Genomic DNA, 16215 nt, shown 5'->3' with positions numbered 1-16215 from the left:
CAAGGTCGAACGCTTCCACCGCACCCTAACCGACGCCTGGGCCTTCGGCCGCTTCTACTCATCCGAAGCAGCCCGACGCAAAGCCCTACCCGCCTCGCTGCATCACTACAATCACCACCGGCCCCACACCGCAACCGGCGGCAAACCGCCCATCACCAGGTTGACCAACGTCCCTGGGCAGTACACCTAGCCATCCCGTCGGCCTTCGTCCGCACACCGTGGAGTGGGTGGGGCCTGCCCGGTCAAGGTGGAGCACCCTACGTCTGAACGACCTTGACCGGGCAGGCCCCACCCACTCGGCTCTGCCCGGACGGAGGCTGCCGGGATGGCGCCAATCATTCCGGAGCGCCGAGACCCCGCCGGAGGCCCGCCCCTGGGCCGGCCTAACCTTTCCCGCCACGTTGATCTCGCCGACGGACGTCGCACCCGGCGACGGCCTTCATCTGATACACAAGACCCGCCGAGAGCAGGAGGACACCGTGAGCGACCAGGCCCCAGAGGCGAGCGACGAGGACTACATGCAGGAGGACCGGGACATTGAGGAGGCGGAGCCGCAGCTCGACGACCAGTACGGCAATGACCCTGTCGGCTTCTGGGAAGAAAAGCAGCGAGATCTAGTCTCGAGCGCTGTCGACTACAACCTATTCTCACTCTCGGGTCTCGTCCGATCCAAGAAGATCGACTTGTCTCCTAAGTATCAGCGACGGAATCGCTGGACCGACAAGCGAAAGTCTCAACTAATCGAGTCGTTCTTGATGAACGTTCCCGTGCCGCCAATCTTCCTTAATGAGGACGAATATGGGCGATATTCGGTCATCGACGGCAAGCAGCGACTTACAGCGATCAACGACTTCCTCGTTGGGCGCCTTCGCCTTACCGGCTTGGAGGTATTCGCCGAGCTTAATGGCAACGTAATCGACGAGCTGCCGGGAACGCTACAGACCATTCTCGAGACGCGAGCGGCGATCCGAGCCATCATCATTCTCCGACAGTCGGACCCGGACGTTAAGTACCAGGTATTCCAGAGGCTCAACACTGGAGGAATCCGCCTCAATCCCCAAGAGATCCGAAACAGCGCTTGGCCGGGCGCCTTGAACGAGATGATTCTCGCCGAGTCAGCGTCTAGCCTCTTCCACCAAGCTCTCCGTGTTGGCGATAAGCATAAGTCCGCCCTCTACAAGGAGATGCGGGACGCTGAATTCGTGCTGCGGTACCTCACCTTTAAGGATGACTGGGAGACCTTCAAGGGGGGCATGGGCCGCCGTCTGGATGAGTTTATGGCCAAGAACCATGCGATGCCGCCTGCCGATGTCGAAAAGCTCAGGGTCAGCTTCAGACAGGCCGTCGAAAAGTCCGTTGCGGCTTTCGGGGAGTACGCCTACCGACGGTGGATGCCAGAGAAGGCGCAGTGGAGAAAGCCGGTGCTCGCATCGGCCTTCGATGCAGAGATCTTCGGTGTGCAAGATTTCGAAGTATCCAAACTAGCGCAGAAGCAAGCCGAGTTGACCGCTGGTATCAAAAAGTTGTTCGATCACCCTGACTTCCGGGTGGCAATCGACTCAGCAACTAACACGCCCAGCTATTTTCGAGACCGCATCCGGCTTGTCCGCGATATGACCGCCACCATTGTGAACTAACTCATGGGGGCGCTCGAGGATCTGAGACATTCCCTTACTGCTGTAAGAGCGCTCGCAGAGATGGAGGGACGTTACAACGACCCGCCGGAGGTTGTCGACCGACCCGCGTGTTTCGGCCTACGTGGGGCCTGCACCGTTCTTACCGTCGCCTGCTTTGAGTCTTTTCTGCGGACTCTCTTCGAGGAGCAACTCGACCGACTTCGCCATGAACGGATTCCGCTCGTGCACTACGGCGACAAGCTGCGGACCGTCGCCATCTACGCCTCACTCGACCTGGCAATGAAAGGTGACCACCGCACGCGAGGGTCGGAAAAGGTGGACCGAATACCCGATGTACTTGCAGCGGCTAAGGCTATCGTTGCCGACTCATTTCTTCCCCGGGCCTTATCCTCAACAGGGAATAATCCGGACCCAGATTGCGTCAAGCGGATGTTTAACTCTGTCGGCTGCAACGACATCTTTGGAAGAATATCGCAACCGTTCAGCGAGGTCTGGCCTCAGCCCGTGTCACTCGACTACTGCAAGGAGAAGCTCGAGAGTTTGGTATTATCTCGCCACCAAGTGGCCCACACCGCAGATGCCGCCCACGTTCTCCGGTCTGAACTCACCGAGAATGCGCTGTTTGTTGAAACTCTGGCGGTTGTGTTGTCAGTGCAGCTCGAGTCCCACGTCGACGCCTTGATTGCCGTTGCCCGGGCGGCTCATTCCCTCGAGGACCAGCTTCATCCCTGACTATCCGCGTGGCCAAGACATAATCCACTGAGGCCGCCTCGCAACCCGGCCCCTGTGACGACTACGAGACGCAACAAGCCCTGGCCCCCGTTGTTATCAGCGGCCCAGAGCTTCGTCATGTTCCGCGCCGCCGGCGGGCTGGAACCGGCGCGCTGGCGGCCGAAGGCCAGAGGCGCGGCGGCGGCCGAAGGCCAGAGGCGCGGCGGCGGGCCATCGGCCCGGCCCGGGTTCGGCGGCGCGAGCGGCCCCCGGCGCGCCGCCTTGATCAAGGACGGCAAGTACCGCCGCATCCTGCCGGAATGGATCGATGAGTACATCCAAGCCCAGATCGATCGGGAGAAGGCGGCCTGATGCCCGGCAAACGCGCCAACGGCGAAGGCTCCATCTTCCCGTACCGGAACGGCTTCGCCGCCTACGTCTGGGTCACCAAGCCCGACAGCAAAAGAGCCCGCAAATACGTCTACGGCAAGACGCGGGAGGAGGTCCACGACAAGTGGGTCCGGCTGCACCAGCAAGCCAAGGCCGGGCCCGTCGCCACAAACGTCCCTACCGTGGCCAACTACATGACCTACTGGCTCTCCGAGATCGTGGAGCCGAACCTCGCCCCACTGACCTACGCCACCTACGAGACGCTGACCCGCCTCTACATCGTGCCCGGCCTGGGCGCCAAGCGGCTCGACGGCCGCCTGCCCGTGCGGGAGGTCCAGACCTGGCTTAACAAGGTGGCCAAGACCTGCCAGTGCTGCGCCCAGGGCAAGGACGAACGCCGGCCGCCGAAGAACCGGAAATGCTGCGCGGTCGGCCGTTGCTGCCAGGATCTCCCCTCGGCACGGACGGTCAAGGGAATCCGCGCTGTTCTCCGCTCCGCGCTCTCCCAAGCCGTCGTGGAGGAGCTGGTCGCCAAGAACGTCGCGGCCCTCGTCAAGCTCCCACCGATTCGCGCCCGCAAGGGAAAGTCGTGGAGCAGCGAGGAAGCCCGGGCCTTCCTGGAATCGTCCCGCGACAGCGACGACTACCTCTACGCCGCCTATGTCCTGGTCCTCGTGCTCGGCCTACGCAAGGGCGAAGTCCTCGGCCTTACGTGGGACCACATCGAGTGGAACGGCTGGAACAAGCGCTGCACCCCGCACGGCGAGGAATTCTGCGAGCACTGCCGCGACAACCACGACATCAGCCTGGCCATCGACAGGCAGCTCCAGCGGGTACGCGGCCGGCTGCTGCACCGGGCCACCAAGACCGAGGAGTCCGACGCTCCCCTGCCGCTGCCGGCCATCTGCGTCACCGCATTGCGGCGCCGCTACCGCCAACAGGAGGCGGCCAGAGAGAAGGCCGGCAAGGCGTGGCACCACACCGACATGGTCTTCACGACCCGCTACGGGCTGCCGGTAGAGCCGCGGAACTTCAACGGCTCCTACGACGCCCGCATCGCCAACGCCGGCGTCCCGAAGATCACGGTCCACGACGCCCGACGCACCTGCGGTTCGCTGCTGGTCGACCTGGACGTCCATCCCCGGATCGCGATGGCGATCCTGCGCCACGCGGACTTCTCGATCACGATGGAGATCTACAGCCAGGTCTCATCGAAGGCGACACGGGAGGCCCTGCGGAAGCTCGGTCAGAGCCTCGATCAATGAGCCGTTGCTGTACCTCGCTGCTGTACAAGATCAGAAATGGCCACCCGGAAAATTCCGAATGGCCTCTGACCTGCGTCGGGACGGCCGGATTCGAACCGACGACCCCTTGACCCCCAGTCAAGTGCGCTACCAAACTGCGCCACGTCCCGATGCCTCCGCGCGGTCTCCCCCGCGGCAGCCGGTACAGCTTAGCGCAGGATCTTCGCACCGCACGCACTGGCCCCTCCCGCCTCGCGGGATGCCGTGCCGCACTGCCCCTAAGGCGTCCTAGGAGGCTGGTGTGGCGGGGTGTGGGGCGGGGACAGGGCGAGGGCGGGTGCCGGGTGGGCCGGTGGAGGCCGGCGCCACCCGGCGGGGCGGAACGGACGGGTCAGCCGTGGGCCCTGCCGCGACCGCCCGGCCCGAGCTTCTTGCGGGGGCGTACCGAGATGTCGATCGGGGTGCCCTCGAAGCCGAACTCCTCGCGGAGCTTGCGCTCGACGAAGCGCTGGTAGCCGGCGTCCAACGGGCCGGTGGTGAAGAGCACGAACCGCGGCGGGGAGACCCCGGCCTGGGTGGCGAAGAGGACCCGGGGGGCCCGGCCGCCGCGCACCGGGTGCGGGGTGGCCTGGACCAGGGCGGTGAGCCACTGGTTGAGCTGCGCGGTGGGGATCCGGGTCTCCCAACTCGCGAGCGCCTTGCGCAGCGCCGGGGCGAGCTTGTCGACGGCCCGGCCGGTCTTCGCGGACAGGTTCAGCCGGATCGCCCAGGGAATGCGGCGCAGCTCTCGGTCGATCTCCTTGTCCAGGTAGTAGCGGCGGTCGCCGTCGACCAGGTCCCACTTGTTGAACGCGATGACCAGCGCCCGGCCGGCCTCCACGACCATGGTGAGGATCCGCTGGTCCTGCTCGCTGATCACCTCGCTGGCGTCGAGCAGCACCACGGCCACCTCGGCCGCCTCGATCGCCGAGGCGGTGCGCAGGCTCGCGTAGTACTCGGTGCCGCTGGCCTTGCCGACCCGCTTGCGCAGGCCGGCCGTGTCGACCAGCTGCCAGGTCTCCCCGCCGATCTGGACCAGGCTGTCCACCGGGTCGACGGTGGTGCCGGCGACCGAGTCGACCACCGCCCGCTCCTCGCCGGAGAAGCGGTTGAGCAGGCTGGACTTCCCGACGTTGGGCCGGCCGACCAGGGCCACCCGGCGCGGCCCGCGCGGGCGGTTCTCCACGATCTTCGGCGCCTCCGGCAGCGCGGCCATGATGGCGTCGAGCAGGTCGCCGGAGCCCCGGCCGTGCAGCGCCGAGATCGGGTACGGCTCGCCGAGCCCGAGCGACCAGAGCGCGGTGGCCTCCATCTCGATGGTGCTGTTGTCGGCCTTGTTCGCGACCAGGATCACCGGCTTGGCGCTGCGCCGCAGCATCTTCACGGCGGCCTCGTCCACATCGGTCGAGCCGACCATGGCGTCGACCACGAAGATCACCACGTCGGCGGTGGCCACCGCCGTCTCGGCCTGGGCGGCGATGGCCGCCGCCCGGTCCTTGGCGTCCGGCTCCCAGCCGCCGGTGTCCACCACGGTGAACGCCCGGCCGTTCCAGTACGCGTCGTACGGCACCCGGTCCCGGGTCACCCCGGGGATGTCCTCGACGACCGCCTGGCGGCGGCCGATGATCCGGTTGACCAGCGTCGACTTGCCCACGTTGGGGCGGCCGACCACGGCCACCACCGGCTGCGGGCCGGTCGGCTCCTCGGGGTCGACCTCCGGCTCGCGCAGCTCGACCCAGCCGCCGATCTCCTCGCTCATGCCACACCCCGCTCGCTGAGCAGCGCGTGCAGCCGGGCCACGACCTCGTCGATGCCCAGCTCGGTGGTGTCCAGCTCGACCGCGTCGGGGGCCTGCTGGAGCGGGTTGACCTTGCGGGTCGAGTCGAGCCGGTCCCGGCGGGCCAGATCGGCCGCGGTCGCCGCCACGTCGGCCGCGTCCTCGGCGCTGCGCCGCTGGGCGCGGGCCGCCTCGGAGGCGGTCAGGTAGACCTTCAGGTCGGCGTCGGGCGCGACCACCGAGCCGATGTCGCGCCCCTCGACCACGATCCGGCCGGCGTGCTCGATCACCTGCCGCTGCCGGGCGACCAGCAGCTCCCGCACGGCGGGCACGGCCGCCACGGCGGAGACCGCGCCGGTCACCTCGGGACCGCGGATCTCCTTGGCCACGTCGACGCCGTCGACGGTCACGCCGTACCCCTCGGGGTTGGTGCCGATGCGCAGGTCGACCTCGCCGGCGACCTTGACCACCGCCTCGGCGTCGGTCAGGTCGACGCCGGAGCGCAGCACCGCCCAGGTCAGCGCCCGGTACATGGCGCCGGTGTCGAGGTAGCGGGCCCCGAGGCCGACGGCGAGCCGCCGCGAGACGGTGGACTTACCGGAACCGGATGGCCCGTCCACCGCGACCACGCACCGCCCGGTCCGTTCGTTCTGCCCCACCGTGTGCCTCCTCAGCCCCGTACCTCGCGGGTCGCCGGTTTCTCCGGCGCCGTTGAGCGGTTGTGTCTGTCGTTCAATCATCCCGCGCCGCGCGGGCCGCCCGCGCGCGATGCCGCCGGCGGCGACCCGCGCCACCCGCCGGCCCGCGGGCCGCGTCGAAGCCTACCGGCAGCCGTACCCCGAACCTGGGGGTCAGTCACCCACGGCCTTGAACAGGGCGGCGACCTCCGCGTTGGTCAGCCGGCGCAGCCGCCCGGTGCGCAGGTCGCCGAGCTTGATCGGCCCGATCGAGGTACGGATCAGCCGGGACACCGGGTGTCCCACCTCGGCCATCAGCCGCCGGACGATGTGCTTGCGCCCTTCGTGCAGGGTCAGCTCCACCTGGGCGGTTTTGCCCAGGGTGCCCACCAGCTTGAAGGCGTCGACCTTCACCGGTCCGTCCTCCAGCTCGACGCCGGCCGTCAGCCGCTTGCCCAGGTTGCGCGGGATCGGCCCGGCCACCTCGGCGAGGTAGGTCTTGAGCACCTCGTACGACGGGTGCATGAGCTTGTGCGCGAGGGTGCCGTCGTTGGTGAGCAGGAGCAGGCCCTCGCTGTCGGCGTCGAGCCGCCCGACGTGGTAGACGCGCTGCTCCAGCCGCGCGCCGATGAAGTCGGCAAGCTCGGTGCGGCCCTTCTCGTCGGCCATGGTGGTGACCACCCCGCGCGGCTTGTTCATCGCCACGTAGACCAGACGGACGTCGGCCTGGAGCCGCTCGCCGTCGACGTAAATGACGTCGCGGGTCGGGTCGGCCCGGTCGCCGAGCTGGGCGACCCGGCCGTTGACGGTGACCCGGCGCCGGAAGATCAGGTCCTCGCAGGCGCGCCGCGAGCCCACCCCCGCGGCGGCGAGCACCTTCTGCAGGCGCTCGGCGCCCTCGTAGACGGGGGCGTCGGGTTTCGGGGCACGGTCATCGCGTCGCATCGGCAAGCTCTTCTACGTCGTCGGGGAGGAAAGGGGCCAGGGGCGGCAGGTCGTCCACCGAGTTCAGCCCCAGCTTCTCCAGGAACATCGTGGTGGTGCGGTAGAGGAAGGCGCCGCTGTCCGCTTCGGTGCCGCACTCCTCGACCAACCCCCGGGAGACCAGGGTACGGATCACCCCGTCGCAGTTGACGCCCCGGATCGCGGAGATCCGCGACCGGGTCACCGGCTGCTTGTAGGCGATCACGGCGAGGGTCTCCAGGGCGGCCTGGGTCAACCGGACGGACTGCCCGTCCAACACGAACCGCTCGACGTAGCCGGCGTATTCCGGGCGGGTGTAGAGACGCCAGCCACCAGCGGCCCGGCGCAGCTCGAAGCCGTGCCCGGCGGCGGTGTAGCCGGCGGCGATCTCGTCGAGCATCGGCCCGATCCGCTCCGGCGACTGCTCCAGCACCTGGGCCAGGGTCAGCTCGCTGACCGGCTGGTCCACCACCAGCAGGATCGCCTCCAGGGCGCCGCGCAGCTCCGCGTCGTCCAGCTCGGGCGCCGGCTCCGGCGCGGGCGCCGCCCGCCGTCGCCCCCGCCGATCGGGTACGCCGGCAGTGTCACCCCGGCCCGCCGCCTGATCGTGCTGCCCGCCACCGCCCGGCTCCCCGCCACCGCCCGGCTCCCCGCCACCGTCCGGCTCCCCGCTGACGGCTGGATTCCCGCCACCGTCCGGCTCCCCGCTGCCATCCGGCTCCCCGCTGCCGGCTGGATTCCCGGCGCCACTCGGCTCTTCGGTGCTGGCTGACTGACCGGTGCTGCTCGGTTGCGCCGCGCCGGCCACAACCTCGGCCTCGCTGGACGACTCCCGCGCGTCGCTCGGCGCCGCCGCCGGCCCATCCGCCGCTCCGCTTCCCGGCGCGTCCCCGCCCGTCCCCGCGCTTCCCTCAGAGATCTTGGTACGGTCGGGCCCTTCCAGGGGCGTCCCCGTACCAAGATCCGCCTGAACCTCGTCGTCCTCGGAGATCTTGGAAGATTCCGGCCCCTCCAGGGGCCATTTCCTTCCAAGATCTCCGGAGAAATCGGGTTCCACGCCGAAGGCGTGCGGGGAATCCGCATCGGCGGCAGGGTCAGGCACCGCATCGGCGGCAGGGTTCGGCGCTGGCTCGACGGCAGGGTTCGGGGCGGCGTCGGTCGTGGATGCCGCTGCCGGGTCCGCAGCAGGCTCAGGCGCTGCCGCGTCTGCAGCAGGCTCAGGCGCTGCCGCGTCGGCAGCGGCAAGGTCCGGCGCTGCCTCGGGGTCGGGCTCGGGGTCGGGGCGGGGCTTGGGCGCGGTCGGGCGCTCCCACGGGGGGATCCAGGCCGCCGCCTGGTCGGCCAGCGAGTCGCGGCGCTCCTCGTCGCTCATCGGGGTCACTCCTGCGTCGGGGCGGGCTCGTCCGCCGAGGCGGGCACTGCATCATCTGCCGCAGCCCGAGCGGCATCAGCCGAGGCGGGCGGAGAATCAGTGGTCGCGGCCGGCGCGGCATCAGCCGGGGTGGGGACGGGCGGGGCGTCATCAGCCGGGGCGGGCGGGAGATCGGGAGACGCGGGGTCGGTCGGCTCAGGGGCGCCCGCGTACTCGTCGATGGTCAGCTCGGTGTCGGCGTCGGCGTCGCCGGTCCAGCGGACGGTGAGCTCCGCCAGCGCCTGCTCCTGGACGAAGGCGACCAGCCCCTGCCGGTAGAGCTCCAGCAGGGCGAGGAACCGGGCCACCACCTCCAGGGTCATCTCGCAGTCGGCGCAGAGCAGCGAGAAGCTGGCCGTGCCGGCCCGGCGCAGCCGCTCGGAGATGATCGCGGCGTGTTCCCGGACGCTGACCCGGACCATGTGCACGTGCGCGATGGAGACCTCGGGCACCGGCTTCGGGGTCATCGCCTTGAGCGCCAGCTTCAGCAGCCGCTGCGGGCCGATGCCGAGCACCAGGTTGGGCAGCGCCTCGGCGTACCGGGGTTCCAGGGTGACCGCCCGCGGGTAGCGGCGCCCGCCCACCGACTCCAGCTCGGCCAGGTGCGCCGCCGCCTCCTTGTACGCCTTGTACTGCAGCAGCCGCGCGAAGAGCAGGTCGCGCGCCTCCAGCAGGGCCAGGTCCTCCTCGTCCTCGACCTCGGCGGCGGGCAGCAGCCGGGCCGCCTTGAGGTCGAGCAGGGTGGCCGCGATGAGCAGGAACTCGCTGGTCTCGTCCAGGTCCCACTGGTCGCCCATGGCCCGGATGTAGGCGATGAACTCGTCGGTGACCCGGTGCAGGGCCACCTCGGTGACGTCGAGCTTGTGCTTGCTGATGAGCTGCAGCAGCAGGTCGAACGGGCCGGTGAAGTTGTCCAGCCGGACGGTGAAACCGCTGGCCTCCTCGACGGTGCCGGGGTCGGCGGGCACCACACCGTCGACCTCGGCGGCCAGCTCGGCGGCGGCCACCGGGTCGTCGGCCCGGTGCGGCGCGGGCGGATCGAGGGGCGGTGCGGTCACCGGAGAACCGTAGTCCACGGTCGGGGCACCCGACGTTCGGGCTACCGATCCGCCTGGGCGGCGATGACCTCGCGGGCCAGCTGGCGGTAGTTGCGGGCGCCGGAGGAGGCCGGGTCGAGGGTGGTGATCGGGGCGCCGGCCACCGTCGACTCGGGGAACTTGACCGTCTTGGTGATCACGGTCTGGTAGACCTTGTCGCCGAACGCCTCCACCACCCGTTGCAGCACCTGGCGGCAGTGCGTGGTGCGGCTGTCGTACATGGTGGCGAGGATGCCCTCGAGTTCCAGGTCGAAGTTGAGCCGTTCGCGCACCTTGTCGATGGTGTCCAGCAGCAGCGCGACGCCGCGCAGGCTGAAGAACTCGCACTCCAGCGGGATGAGCACGCCGTGCGCCACGGTCAGCGCGTTGATCGCCAGCAGACCCAGCGAGGGCTGGCAGTCGATCAGGATGAAGTCGTACTCCTTGCGGATCGTGCGCAGCACCCGGGCCAGGGCCATCTCGCGGGCGACCTCGTTGACCAGCTGGATCTCGGCCGCGGAGAGGTCGATGTTGGCGGGCAGCAGGTGCAGCCCGGCCACGTCGGTCTTGATCAGCACGTCCTCGGCGGTGACGTCGTCCTGCATGAGCAGGTTGTAGACCGACAGGTCGAGGTTGTGCGGGTTGACGCCGAGGCCGACGGAGAGGGCGCCCTGCGGGTCGAAGTCGACCAGCAGCACCTTGCGGCCGTACTCGGCGAGCGCGGCGCCCAGGTTGATGGTGGTCGTGGTCTTACCGACGCCACCCTTCTGGTTGGCCATCGCGATGATCCGGGCGGGACCGTGCCGGTCGGTCGGCATCGGCTCCGGGATCGGCTTGCGCATGGTGTAGGCGGCCGGGTCGGCCGGGCCGAGGTCGGCGCCGAGCGAGGCCTGCTGCTCACGGAGTTCCGACGTCCAGGTTTCGGCACGGTCCGCGTTGCCAGCCATGTCCTCGTTGCCCCCTCCCGACGACCACCTGGCGTCGGAGCCGTCCGACGTCCCTCGCGGCGCCGCTGCGCACCCCCGGTCCGTCGCCTCTGAGGTTCGCGCCGATGCCGACTGTACGCCACGCGCCAGCAGCGCGTTCGGTACCGGGTCGGCGTGTCGGGCCGGCGGGCGGCCGGCAGCGTCCGAAGAGGTCAGCCGGACACTGATCCGTTCGCGGCCGCGAAGGCTCGCGACCCCGGCTCACTCCTCGCACTCAGCCGCGGGCGCGCGGGTGCGCGGTGGCGTACACCTCGCGGAGCCGCTCCACGGTGACCAACGTGTAGACCTGGGTGGTGGTGACCGAGGCGTGGCCGAGCAGTTCCTGCACCACCCGCACGTCGGCGCCGCCGTCGAGCAGGTGGGTGGCGTACGAGTGGCGCAGGGTGTGCGGGGAGACCGCGTCCGGGCCGTCCACCGGCAGGCCGGCCCGGGCCGCCGCGGCGCGCAGGATCGCCCAGGCGCCCTGCCGGGTCAGCGGGCCGCCGCGGGCGTTGACGAAGACCGCGGGGGTGCCCCGGCCGGCGGCGAGCAGGGCCGGGCGGCCCCGGACCAGCCAGGCGCGCACCGCCTCGACGGCGTACCCGCCGATCGGCACCAGCCGGGTCCGGCCACCCTTGCCGTGCAGCAGCACGGTGCCGGCGGCCAGGTCGAGGTCGTCGACGGCGGCGCCGACCGCTTCCGAGATGCGCGCCCCGGTGCCGTACAGGAACTCCAGCAGCGCCCGGTCGCGCAGCGTGCGGGGCGCCGCGTCGCCGGTGGCGGTGACCGGCCCGGCGGTCTCCAGCAGCCGGACCACGGCGTCCACCGGCAGCGCCCGGGGCAGCCGGCGGGCCGGGGTGGGCGGGCGGACGTCGCGGCTGGGGTCGGCGCCGGCCATCCCCTCGCGCAGCGCGAACCGGTGCAGGCCGCGGACGGCGCTGGCGGCGCGGGCCGCGGACGAGACCGCCAGCGGCGGGTGGTCGGCGTCGCCGGCGCGCAGCCGGGCCAGGTGGCCCTCGACCTCGGCGGCGCCGACGGCGGCCAGGTCGGTCACCCCGGCGGCGGCCAGGGTGGCGAGGTAGCGGTCCAGGTCGCGCCGGTACGAGGCGAGGGTGTTGGCGGACAGTCCCCGTTCGACCGTGAGGTGGTCGAGGTAGCCGCGGACGGCACGGCGCAGGGCCGGCGCGGGTTCCGCGCCGGCCCCGTCCGTCCGCGCCGCGGTCGTCGGGCTGCCCTCGCTCAGCCGATCACCTCGGCCAGCGGCAGCACGTCCACGCCGTGCGCCTCGGCGACCGGGCCGTAGACCACCCGGCCGGCGTGGGTGTTCAGGCCGAGCGCGAGCGCCGGGTCGTTGCGCAGCGCCTGCCGCCAGCCCTGGTTGGCCAACTCGAGGGCGTACGGCAGGGTGACGTTGGTCAGCGCGTGGGTGCTGGTGTTCGGCACCGCGCCGGGCATGTTCGCCACGCAGTAGAAGATCGACTCGTGCACCTTGTAGACCGGGTCGGCGTGCGTGGTGGGCCGCGAGTCCTCGAAGCAGCCGCCCTGGTCGATGGCGATGTCGACGAGCACGCTGCCCGGCTTCATCCGGGAGACCAGCTCGTTGGAGATGAGCTTCGGGGCCTTCGCGCCGGGCACCAGCACCGCGCCGATGACCAGGTCCGCGTCGAGCACGGCCCGCTCGATCTCGTACGCGTTGGAGGCCACGGTCTGCAGGTGGCCCCGGTAGATGGCGTCGGCCTGGCGCAGCCGGGCCACGTTCTTGTCCAGCAGCAGCACCTCGGACTGCAGGCCGAGCGCGATGGCGGCGGCGTTCATGCCGGAGACGCCGGCCCCGATGACCACGGTCTTCGCCGCGTACACGCCGGAGACGCCGCCGGGCAGCACGCCGCGACCGCCGCCGGTGCGCATCATGTAGAAGGCGCCCACCTGCGGGGCGAGCCGGCCGGCCACCTCGGACATCGGGGCGAGCAGCGGCAGCGACCGGTCGGGCAGCTCGACGGTCTCGTAGGCGATGCCGGTGACCTTGCGGTCGACCAGCGCGTCGGTGCACTCCTTGGAGGCGGCCAGGTGCAGGTAGGTGAAGAGCACCTGCCCCTCGCGCATCCGGTGGTACTCCTCGGCGATCGGCTCCTTGACCTTGAGCACCAGCTCGGCGGCGTCCCAGACCTCGTCCGCGCTGGCCAGGATCTTCGCCCCGGCGGCGGCGAACTCGTCGTCGGTGATGCTGGAGCCCACGCCCGCGCCGGACTCGACGAAGACCTCGTGGCCGTGGCGGGTGAACTCGTTGACGCCCGCGGGAGTGATCGCCACCCGGTACTCGTGGTTCTTGACCTCGCGGGGGATTCCGACCTTCACGATGCAGACACCTTCCTTCGGGGCTGCCCACCCCCGACTGCGCGGCGCCGCGGCGGCCCCATTGCCGACGCGGTCCACCGGTCCCGCCGGCGGCAGTCTAGGCGCGTGGACGCGGTCCGAAGGCCAGCACTGTGACATCCGGTGCCCGGTCGTCCTGACGATGTGTCAGGAGTGAAACCGGGCTGTGCGGTGGAGACCGCCTCAGCCGTCAGGACACTCTTCGGTAAATATCGTCCCACCGATCGAGTGCCGGTGCGGACAGGACGGCTGTCGATCACTAAGGTGTCCGCTCATGACCACTCCTCCTTACGCGCAGTACCCGCAGGGCGTCTCCGACAAGAGCAAGGTCGTCGCGGGCATCCTGCAGATCCTCCTGGGCGGTTTCGGTGTCGGCCGCTTCTACATGGGCGACACCAAGACCGGCGTGATCCAGCTCGTGGTGACCATCGTGACCTGCGGCCTCGGCGGCATCTGGGGTCTCATCGACGGCATCCTGATCCTGGTCAACGGTGGCGTCGACGGCCAGGGGCGCCCGCTGCGCGACTGAACGACGACACACGGAAGGGGCCGCGCGGTGTCCGCGCGGCCCCTTCGTCGTCCTCCCCCGGTCTCAGCGGGGCAGCGGTGCCGCCGGGCGGCGCAGCTCGGCGAAGCCGGTCTCCCGGGCCCGGGCGGCGGCGAGCAGCCCGGCCACGCAGGAGGCGTTGGTGATCTCGCCGGCCAGCACCATCCGGACCGCCTCGTCCAGGTCGATCCGGACGATCTGCAGGTCGGCCTCCTCGTAGCGCCGCTCGTGCCGCTGGTCGGCGGGCACCTCGGCCAGATCCCGGGCCAGGAAGACCCGGACCACCTCGTTGCTGAAGCCGGGCGAGCTGTGCAGGTCGACCAGCACGTCGACCCGGCCGGCGGTGAGGTCGGCCTCCTCGGCCAGCTCCCGTACCGCCGCGGCGGCCAGGTCCTCGCCGCTGACGTCCATCAGCCCGGCGGGCAGCTCCCACAGGTGCCGACCGACCGGGTGGCGGTACTGCCGGATCAGCACCACCTGACCGGCGTCGTCCAGCGCCACCACGGCCACCGCGCCCACATGGGCGACCCAGTCGCGGGCCGCGGTGCCGCCGCCGGGCATGGTGACGTCGTCGCTGACCACCGAGAAGATCCGGCCGGACCAGATCTCCCGGTGCTCGGTCACCTCGTAGCGGTGCTCGACCGCGCTCACGCCGACCCCGCCTTCGCCGTGGCGGCGGTGCCGTTGCGGCTCGCCCGCTTCGCCGTCGGGGCGCCCGCCGTGCCGGCGTCCAGGTCGACCGGGAGCTGGTCGGCCTGGGAGTACGCGACGGCGGCCTTGACGAACCCGGCGAACAGCGGGTGCGGCCGGGTCGGCCGGCTCTTCAGCTCCGGGTGCGCCTGGGTGGCCACGAAGAACGGGTGCAGCTCGCGGTCCAGCTCGACGAACTCGACCAGCCGGCCGTCCGGCGAGGTGCCGGAGATGCGCAGGCCGGCCTTGGTGAGCTGGTCCCGGTAGGCGTTGTTCACCTCGTACCGGTGCCGGTGCCGCTCGCTGACCTCGGTGCTGCCGTACGCCTCGGCGACCAGCGAGCCCTCGGTCAGCGTCGCCGGGTACGCCCCGAGTCGCATGGTGCCGCCCAGGTCGCCCTTGCCGGCGACGATGTCCTCCTGGTCGGCCATGGTGGCGATGACCGGGTGCTTGGCGTCCTCGTCGAACTCCAGCGAGTTCGCCCCGTCGAGGCCGGCCAGGTGCCGGGCCACCTCGATGGTCATGCACTGCAGGCCGAGGCAGAGGCCGAGCAGCGGGATGCCGTTCTCCCGGGCGTACCGGGCGGTGCCGATCTTGCCCTCGATGCCGCGCACGCCGAAGCCGCCGGGGATGACGATGCCGTCCACGCCGGCCAGGGCGGCCGCCGCGCCGGCCGGGGTGACGCAGTCGTCGCTGGGCACCCAGCGCAGCTGCACCCGGGCCCGGTGACCGAAGCCGGCGGCCCGGATCGCCTCGCTGACCGACAGGTACGCGTCGGGCAGGTCGACGTACTTGCCGACCAGCGCCACGGTCACCGTGTGGCGGGGCTGGTGGACCCGGTCCAGCAGGTCGTCCCAGCGGGCCCAGTCCACGTCCCGGAAGGAGACGCCCAGCCGGCGCACCACGTACGCGTCGAGGCCCTCGCGGTGCAGCACCTTCGGGATGTCGTAGATGCTCGGCGCGTCCGGGGCGGCGGTGACGGCCTCCCGGTCGACGTCGCAGTAGAGGGAGAGCTTCTCCTTGACCTTGTCCGGGATCTCCCGGTCGCAGCGCAGCACCAGGGCGTCCGGCTGGATGCCGATGCTGCGCAGCTGGGCCACCGAGTGCTGGGTCGGCTTGGTCTTCAGCTCGCCCGACGGCGCCAGGTAGGGCACCAGCGAGACGTGCAGGTAGAAGCAGTTGTCCCGGCCCAGGTCGTGGCGGACCTGGCGGATCGCCTCCAGGAACGGCAGCGACTCGATGTCGCCGACCGTGCCGCCGACCTCGGTGATCACGATGTCGGGCACCTGGCCGTCGGCGTCCGGTTCGCCCATGCCGAGGATCCGCGACTTGATCTCGTTGGTGATGTGCGGGATGACCTGGACGGTGTCGCCCAGGTACTCGCCGCGCCGCTCCTTGGCGATCACCGCCGAGTAGATCTGCCCGGTGGTGACGTTCGCCTTGCCGGAGAGGTCCCGGTCGAGGAAGCGCTCGTAGTGGCCGACGTCGAGGTCGGTCTCGGCGCCGTCCTCGGTCACGAAGACCTCGCCGTGCTGGAACGGGTTCATCGTCCCCGGGTCGACGTTGAGGTACGGGTCGAGCTTCTGCATCACCACACGCAGCCCGCGGGCGGTGAGCAGATTGCCGAGGCTGGAGGCGGTGAGGCCCTTACCCAGCGAGGAGGCGACGCCCCCGGTGACGAAAATGTGCCTGGTCGTCCGTGCTGAAGGGGCCAA

The 16215-nt window shown here is 70.4% G+C and carries 16 protein-coding genes and 1 tRNA gene; 6 read left to right on the top strand and 11 right to left on the bottom strand.

The window, feature by feature from the left end:
- The 5 genes from ACIBPB_RS32280 to ACIBPB_RS32260 all read left to right on the top strand — a co-directional run.
- Positions 1-190, top strand: a 190-nt coding sequence (locus ACIBPB_RS32280; protein ID WP_396843057.1) for an integrase core domain-containing protein, incomplete at its 5' end; no start/stop codon positions are given.
- Between the two features lie 289 nt (positions 191-479).
- Positions 480-1637 (top strand): DUF262 domain-containing protein, encoded by a 1158-nt coding sequence (locus ACIBPB_RS32275; protein WP_396843056.1) that lies wholly within the window; start codon positions 480-482, stop codon positions 1635-1637.
- Positions 1638-1640: 3 nt separating this feature from the next.
- The gene (locus ACIBPB_RS32270; protein WP_396843055.1) at positions 1641-2369 is read left to right on the top strand and encodes a HEPN domain-containing protein; all 729 of its coding nucleotides are present in this window, start codon (positions 1641-1643) and stop codon (positions 2367-2369) included.
- A gap of 117 nt (positions 2370-2486) precedes the next feature.
- A complete protein-coding gene (locus tag ACIBPB_RS32265; RefSeq protein WP_396843054.1) occupies positions 2487-2720 on the top strand; it encodes a hypothetical protein in 234 nt (77 codons plus the stop codon).
- Positions 2720-4003: a tyrosine-type recombinase/integrase gene (locus ACIBPB_RS32260; protein WP_396843053.1), complete on the top strand. Its 1284-nt coding sequence runs from the start codon at positions 2720-2722 to the stop codon at positions 4001-4003. The genes ACIBPB_RS32265 and ACIBPB_RS32260 overlap by 1 nt, the downstream gene beginning before the upstream one ends.
- A 75-nt stretch (positions 4004-4078) precedes the next feature.
- Here ACIBPB_RS32260 and ACIBPB_RS32255 read toward each other — a convergent pair.
- From ACIBPB_RS32255 to ald, 9 genes are all read right to left on the bottom strand, one after another.
- Positions 4079-4152 (bottom strand) — tRNA-Pro (locus tag ACIBPB_RS32255).
- Positions 4153-4373: 221 nt separating this feature from the next.
- On the bottom strand, positions 4374-5780 hold the full coding sequence (der, locus tag ACIBPB_RS32250) for a ribosome biogenesis GTPase Der (RefSeq protein WP_396843052.1): 1407 nt from the start codon (positions 5778-5780) through the stop codon (positions 4374-4376).
- Positions 5777-6457, bottom strand: a complete 681-nt coding sequence (gene cmk / locus ACIBPB_RS32245) for a (d)CMP kinase (protein WP_396843051.1) — start codon at positions 6455-6457, stop codon at positions 5777-5779. The genes der and cmk overlap by 4 nt, the downstream gene beginning before the upstream one ends.
- Before the next feature lie 192 nt (positions 6458-6649).
- Positions 6650-7420, bottom strand: a complete 771-nt coding sequence (locus tag ACIBPB_RS32240) for a pseudouridine synthase (RefSeq protein WP_357328041.1) — start codon at positions 7418-7420, stop codon at positions 6650-6652.
- On the bottom strand, positions 7407-8246 hold the full coding sequence (scpB, locus tag ACIBPB_RS32235; RefSeq protein ID WP_396843060.1) for an SMC-Scp complex subunit ScpB: 840 nt from the start codon (positions 8244-8246) through the stop codon (positions 7407-7409). Before scpB ends, ACIBPB_RS32240 begins: the two co-directional genes overlap by 14 nt.
- 569 nt (positions 8247-8815) lie before the next feature.
- Positions 8816-9907 (bottom strand): segregation and condensation protein A, encoded by a 1092-nt coding sequence (locus ACIBPB_RS32230; RefSeq protein WP_396843050.1) that lies wholly within the window; start codon positions 9905-9907, stop codon positions 8816-8818.
- 41 nt (positions 9908-9948) lie between these two features.
- A complete protein-coding gene (locus ACIBPB_RS32225) occupies positions 9949-10872 on the bottom strand; it encodes a ParA family protein (protein ID WP_046567976.1) in 924 nt (307 codons plus the stop codon).
- A 253-nt stretch (positions 10873-11125) separates the two neighbouring features.
- Positions 11126-12133, bottom strand: a complete 1008-nt coding sequence (locus ACIBPB_RS32220; protein ID WP_396843059.1) for a site-specific tyrosine recombinase XerD — start codon at positions 12131-12133, stop codon at positions 11126-11128.
- Positions 12130-13245 carry an alanine dehydrogenase gene (gene ald / locus ACIBPB_RS32215; RefSeq protein WP_357328034.1) on the bottom strand — a complete coding sequence of 372 codons (1116 nt, stop codon included), beginning with the start codon at positions 13243-13245 and terminating at the stop codon, positions 12130-12132. The genes ACIBPB_RS32220 and ald overlap by 4 nt, the downstream gene beginning before the upstream one ends.
- Positions 13246-13537: 292 nt before the next feature.
- Here ald and ACIBPB_RS32210 point away from each other — a divergent pair, with 292 nt between their 5' ends.
- Positions 13538-13792, top strand: coding sequence for a TM2 domain-containing protein (locus ACIBPB_RS32210; RefSeq protein WP_082159542.1), 255 nt, complete (start codon positions 13538-13540; stop codon positions 13790-13792).
- Positions 13793-13855: 63 nt separating this feature from the next.
- Here the strand turns inward: ACIBPB_RS32210 and ACIBPB_RS32205 are convergent, their stop codons facing one another.
- Together ACIBPB_RS32205 and ACIBPB_RS32200 are read right to left on the bottom strand one after the other, a co-directional pair.
- Positions 13856-14461, bottom strand: coding sequence for an NUDIX domain-containing protein (locus ACIBPB_RS32205; protein WP_396843049.1), 606 nt, complete (start codon positions 14459-14461; stop codon positions 13856-13858).
- Entirely contained in the window at positions 14458-16215 is a 1758-nt protein-coding gene (locus tag ACIBPB_RS32200; RefSeq protein WP_396843048.1) for a CTP synthase, read from the bottom strand. Before ACIBPB_RS32200 ends, ACIBPB_RS32205 begins: the two co-directional genes overlap by 4 nt.

Source organism: Micromonospora sp. NPDC049836 (genome assembly GCF_044465125.1).
Taxonomy (GTDB): Bacteria; Actinomycetota; Actinomycetes; order Mycobacteriales; family Micromonosporaceae; genus Micromonospora.
Note: the sequence above shows the minus strand (reverse complement) of the source record. Positions and strands in the feature narration are given on the sequence as shown.

Coding starts and splice junctions, on each gene's coding strand:
- ACIBPB_RS32270 (WP_396843055.1), top strand. CDS start 1,641: ATGGGGGCGCTCGAGGATCTGAGACATTCCCTTACTGCTGTAAGAGCG.
- ACIBPB_RS32260 (WP_396843053.1), top strand. CDS start 2,720: ATGCCCGGCAAACGCGCCAACGGCGAAGGCTCCATCTTCCCGTACCGG.
- ACIBPB_RS32225 (WP_046567976.1), bottom strand. CDS start 10,872: ATGGCTGGCAACGCGGACCGTGCCGAAACCTGGACGTCGGAACTCCGT.
- ACIBPB_RS32240 (WP_357328041.1), bottom strand. CDS start 7,420: ATGCGACGCGATGACCGTGCCCCGAAACCCGACGCCCCCGTCTACGAG.
- ACIBPB_RS32265 (WP_396843054.1), top strand. CDS start 2,487: ATGTTCCGCGCCGCCGGCGGGCTGGAACCGGCGCGCTGGCGGCCGAAG.
- der (WP_396843052.1), bottom strand. CDS start 5,780: ATGAGCGAGGAGATCGGCGGCTGGGTCGAGCTGCGCGAGCCGGAGGTC.
- ACIBPB_RS32210 (WP_082159542.1), top strand. CDS start 13,538: ATGACCACTCCTCCTTACGCGCAGTACCCGCAGGGCGTCTCCGACAAG.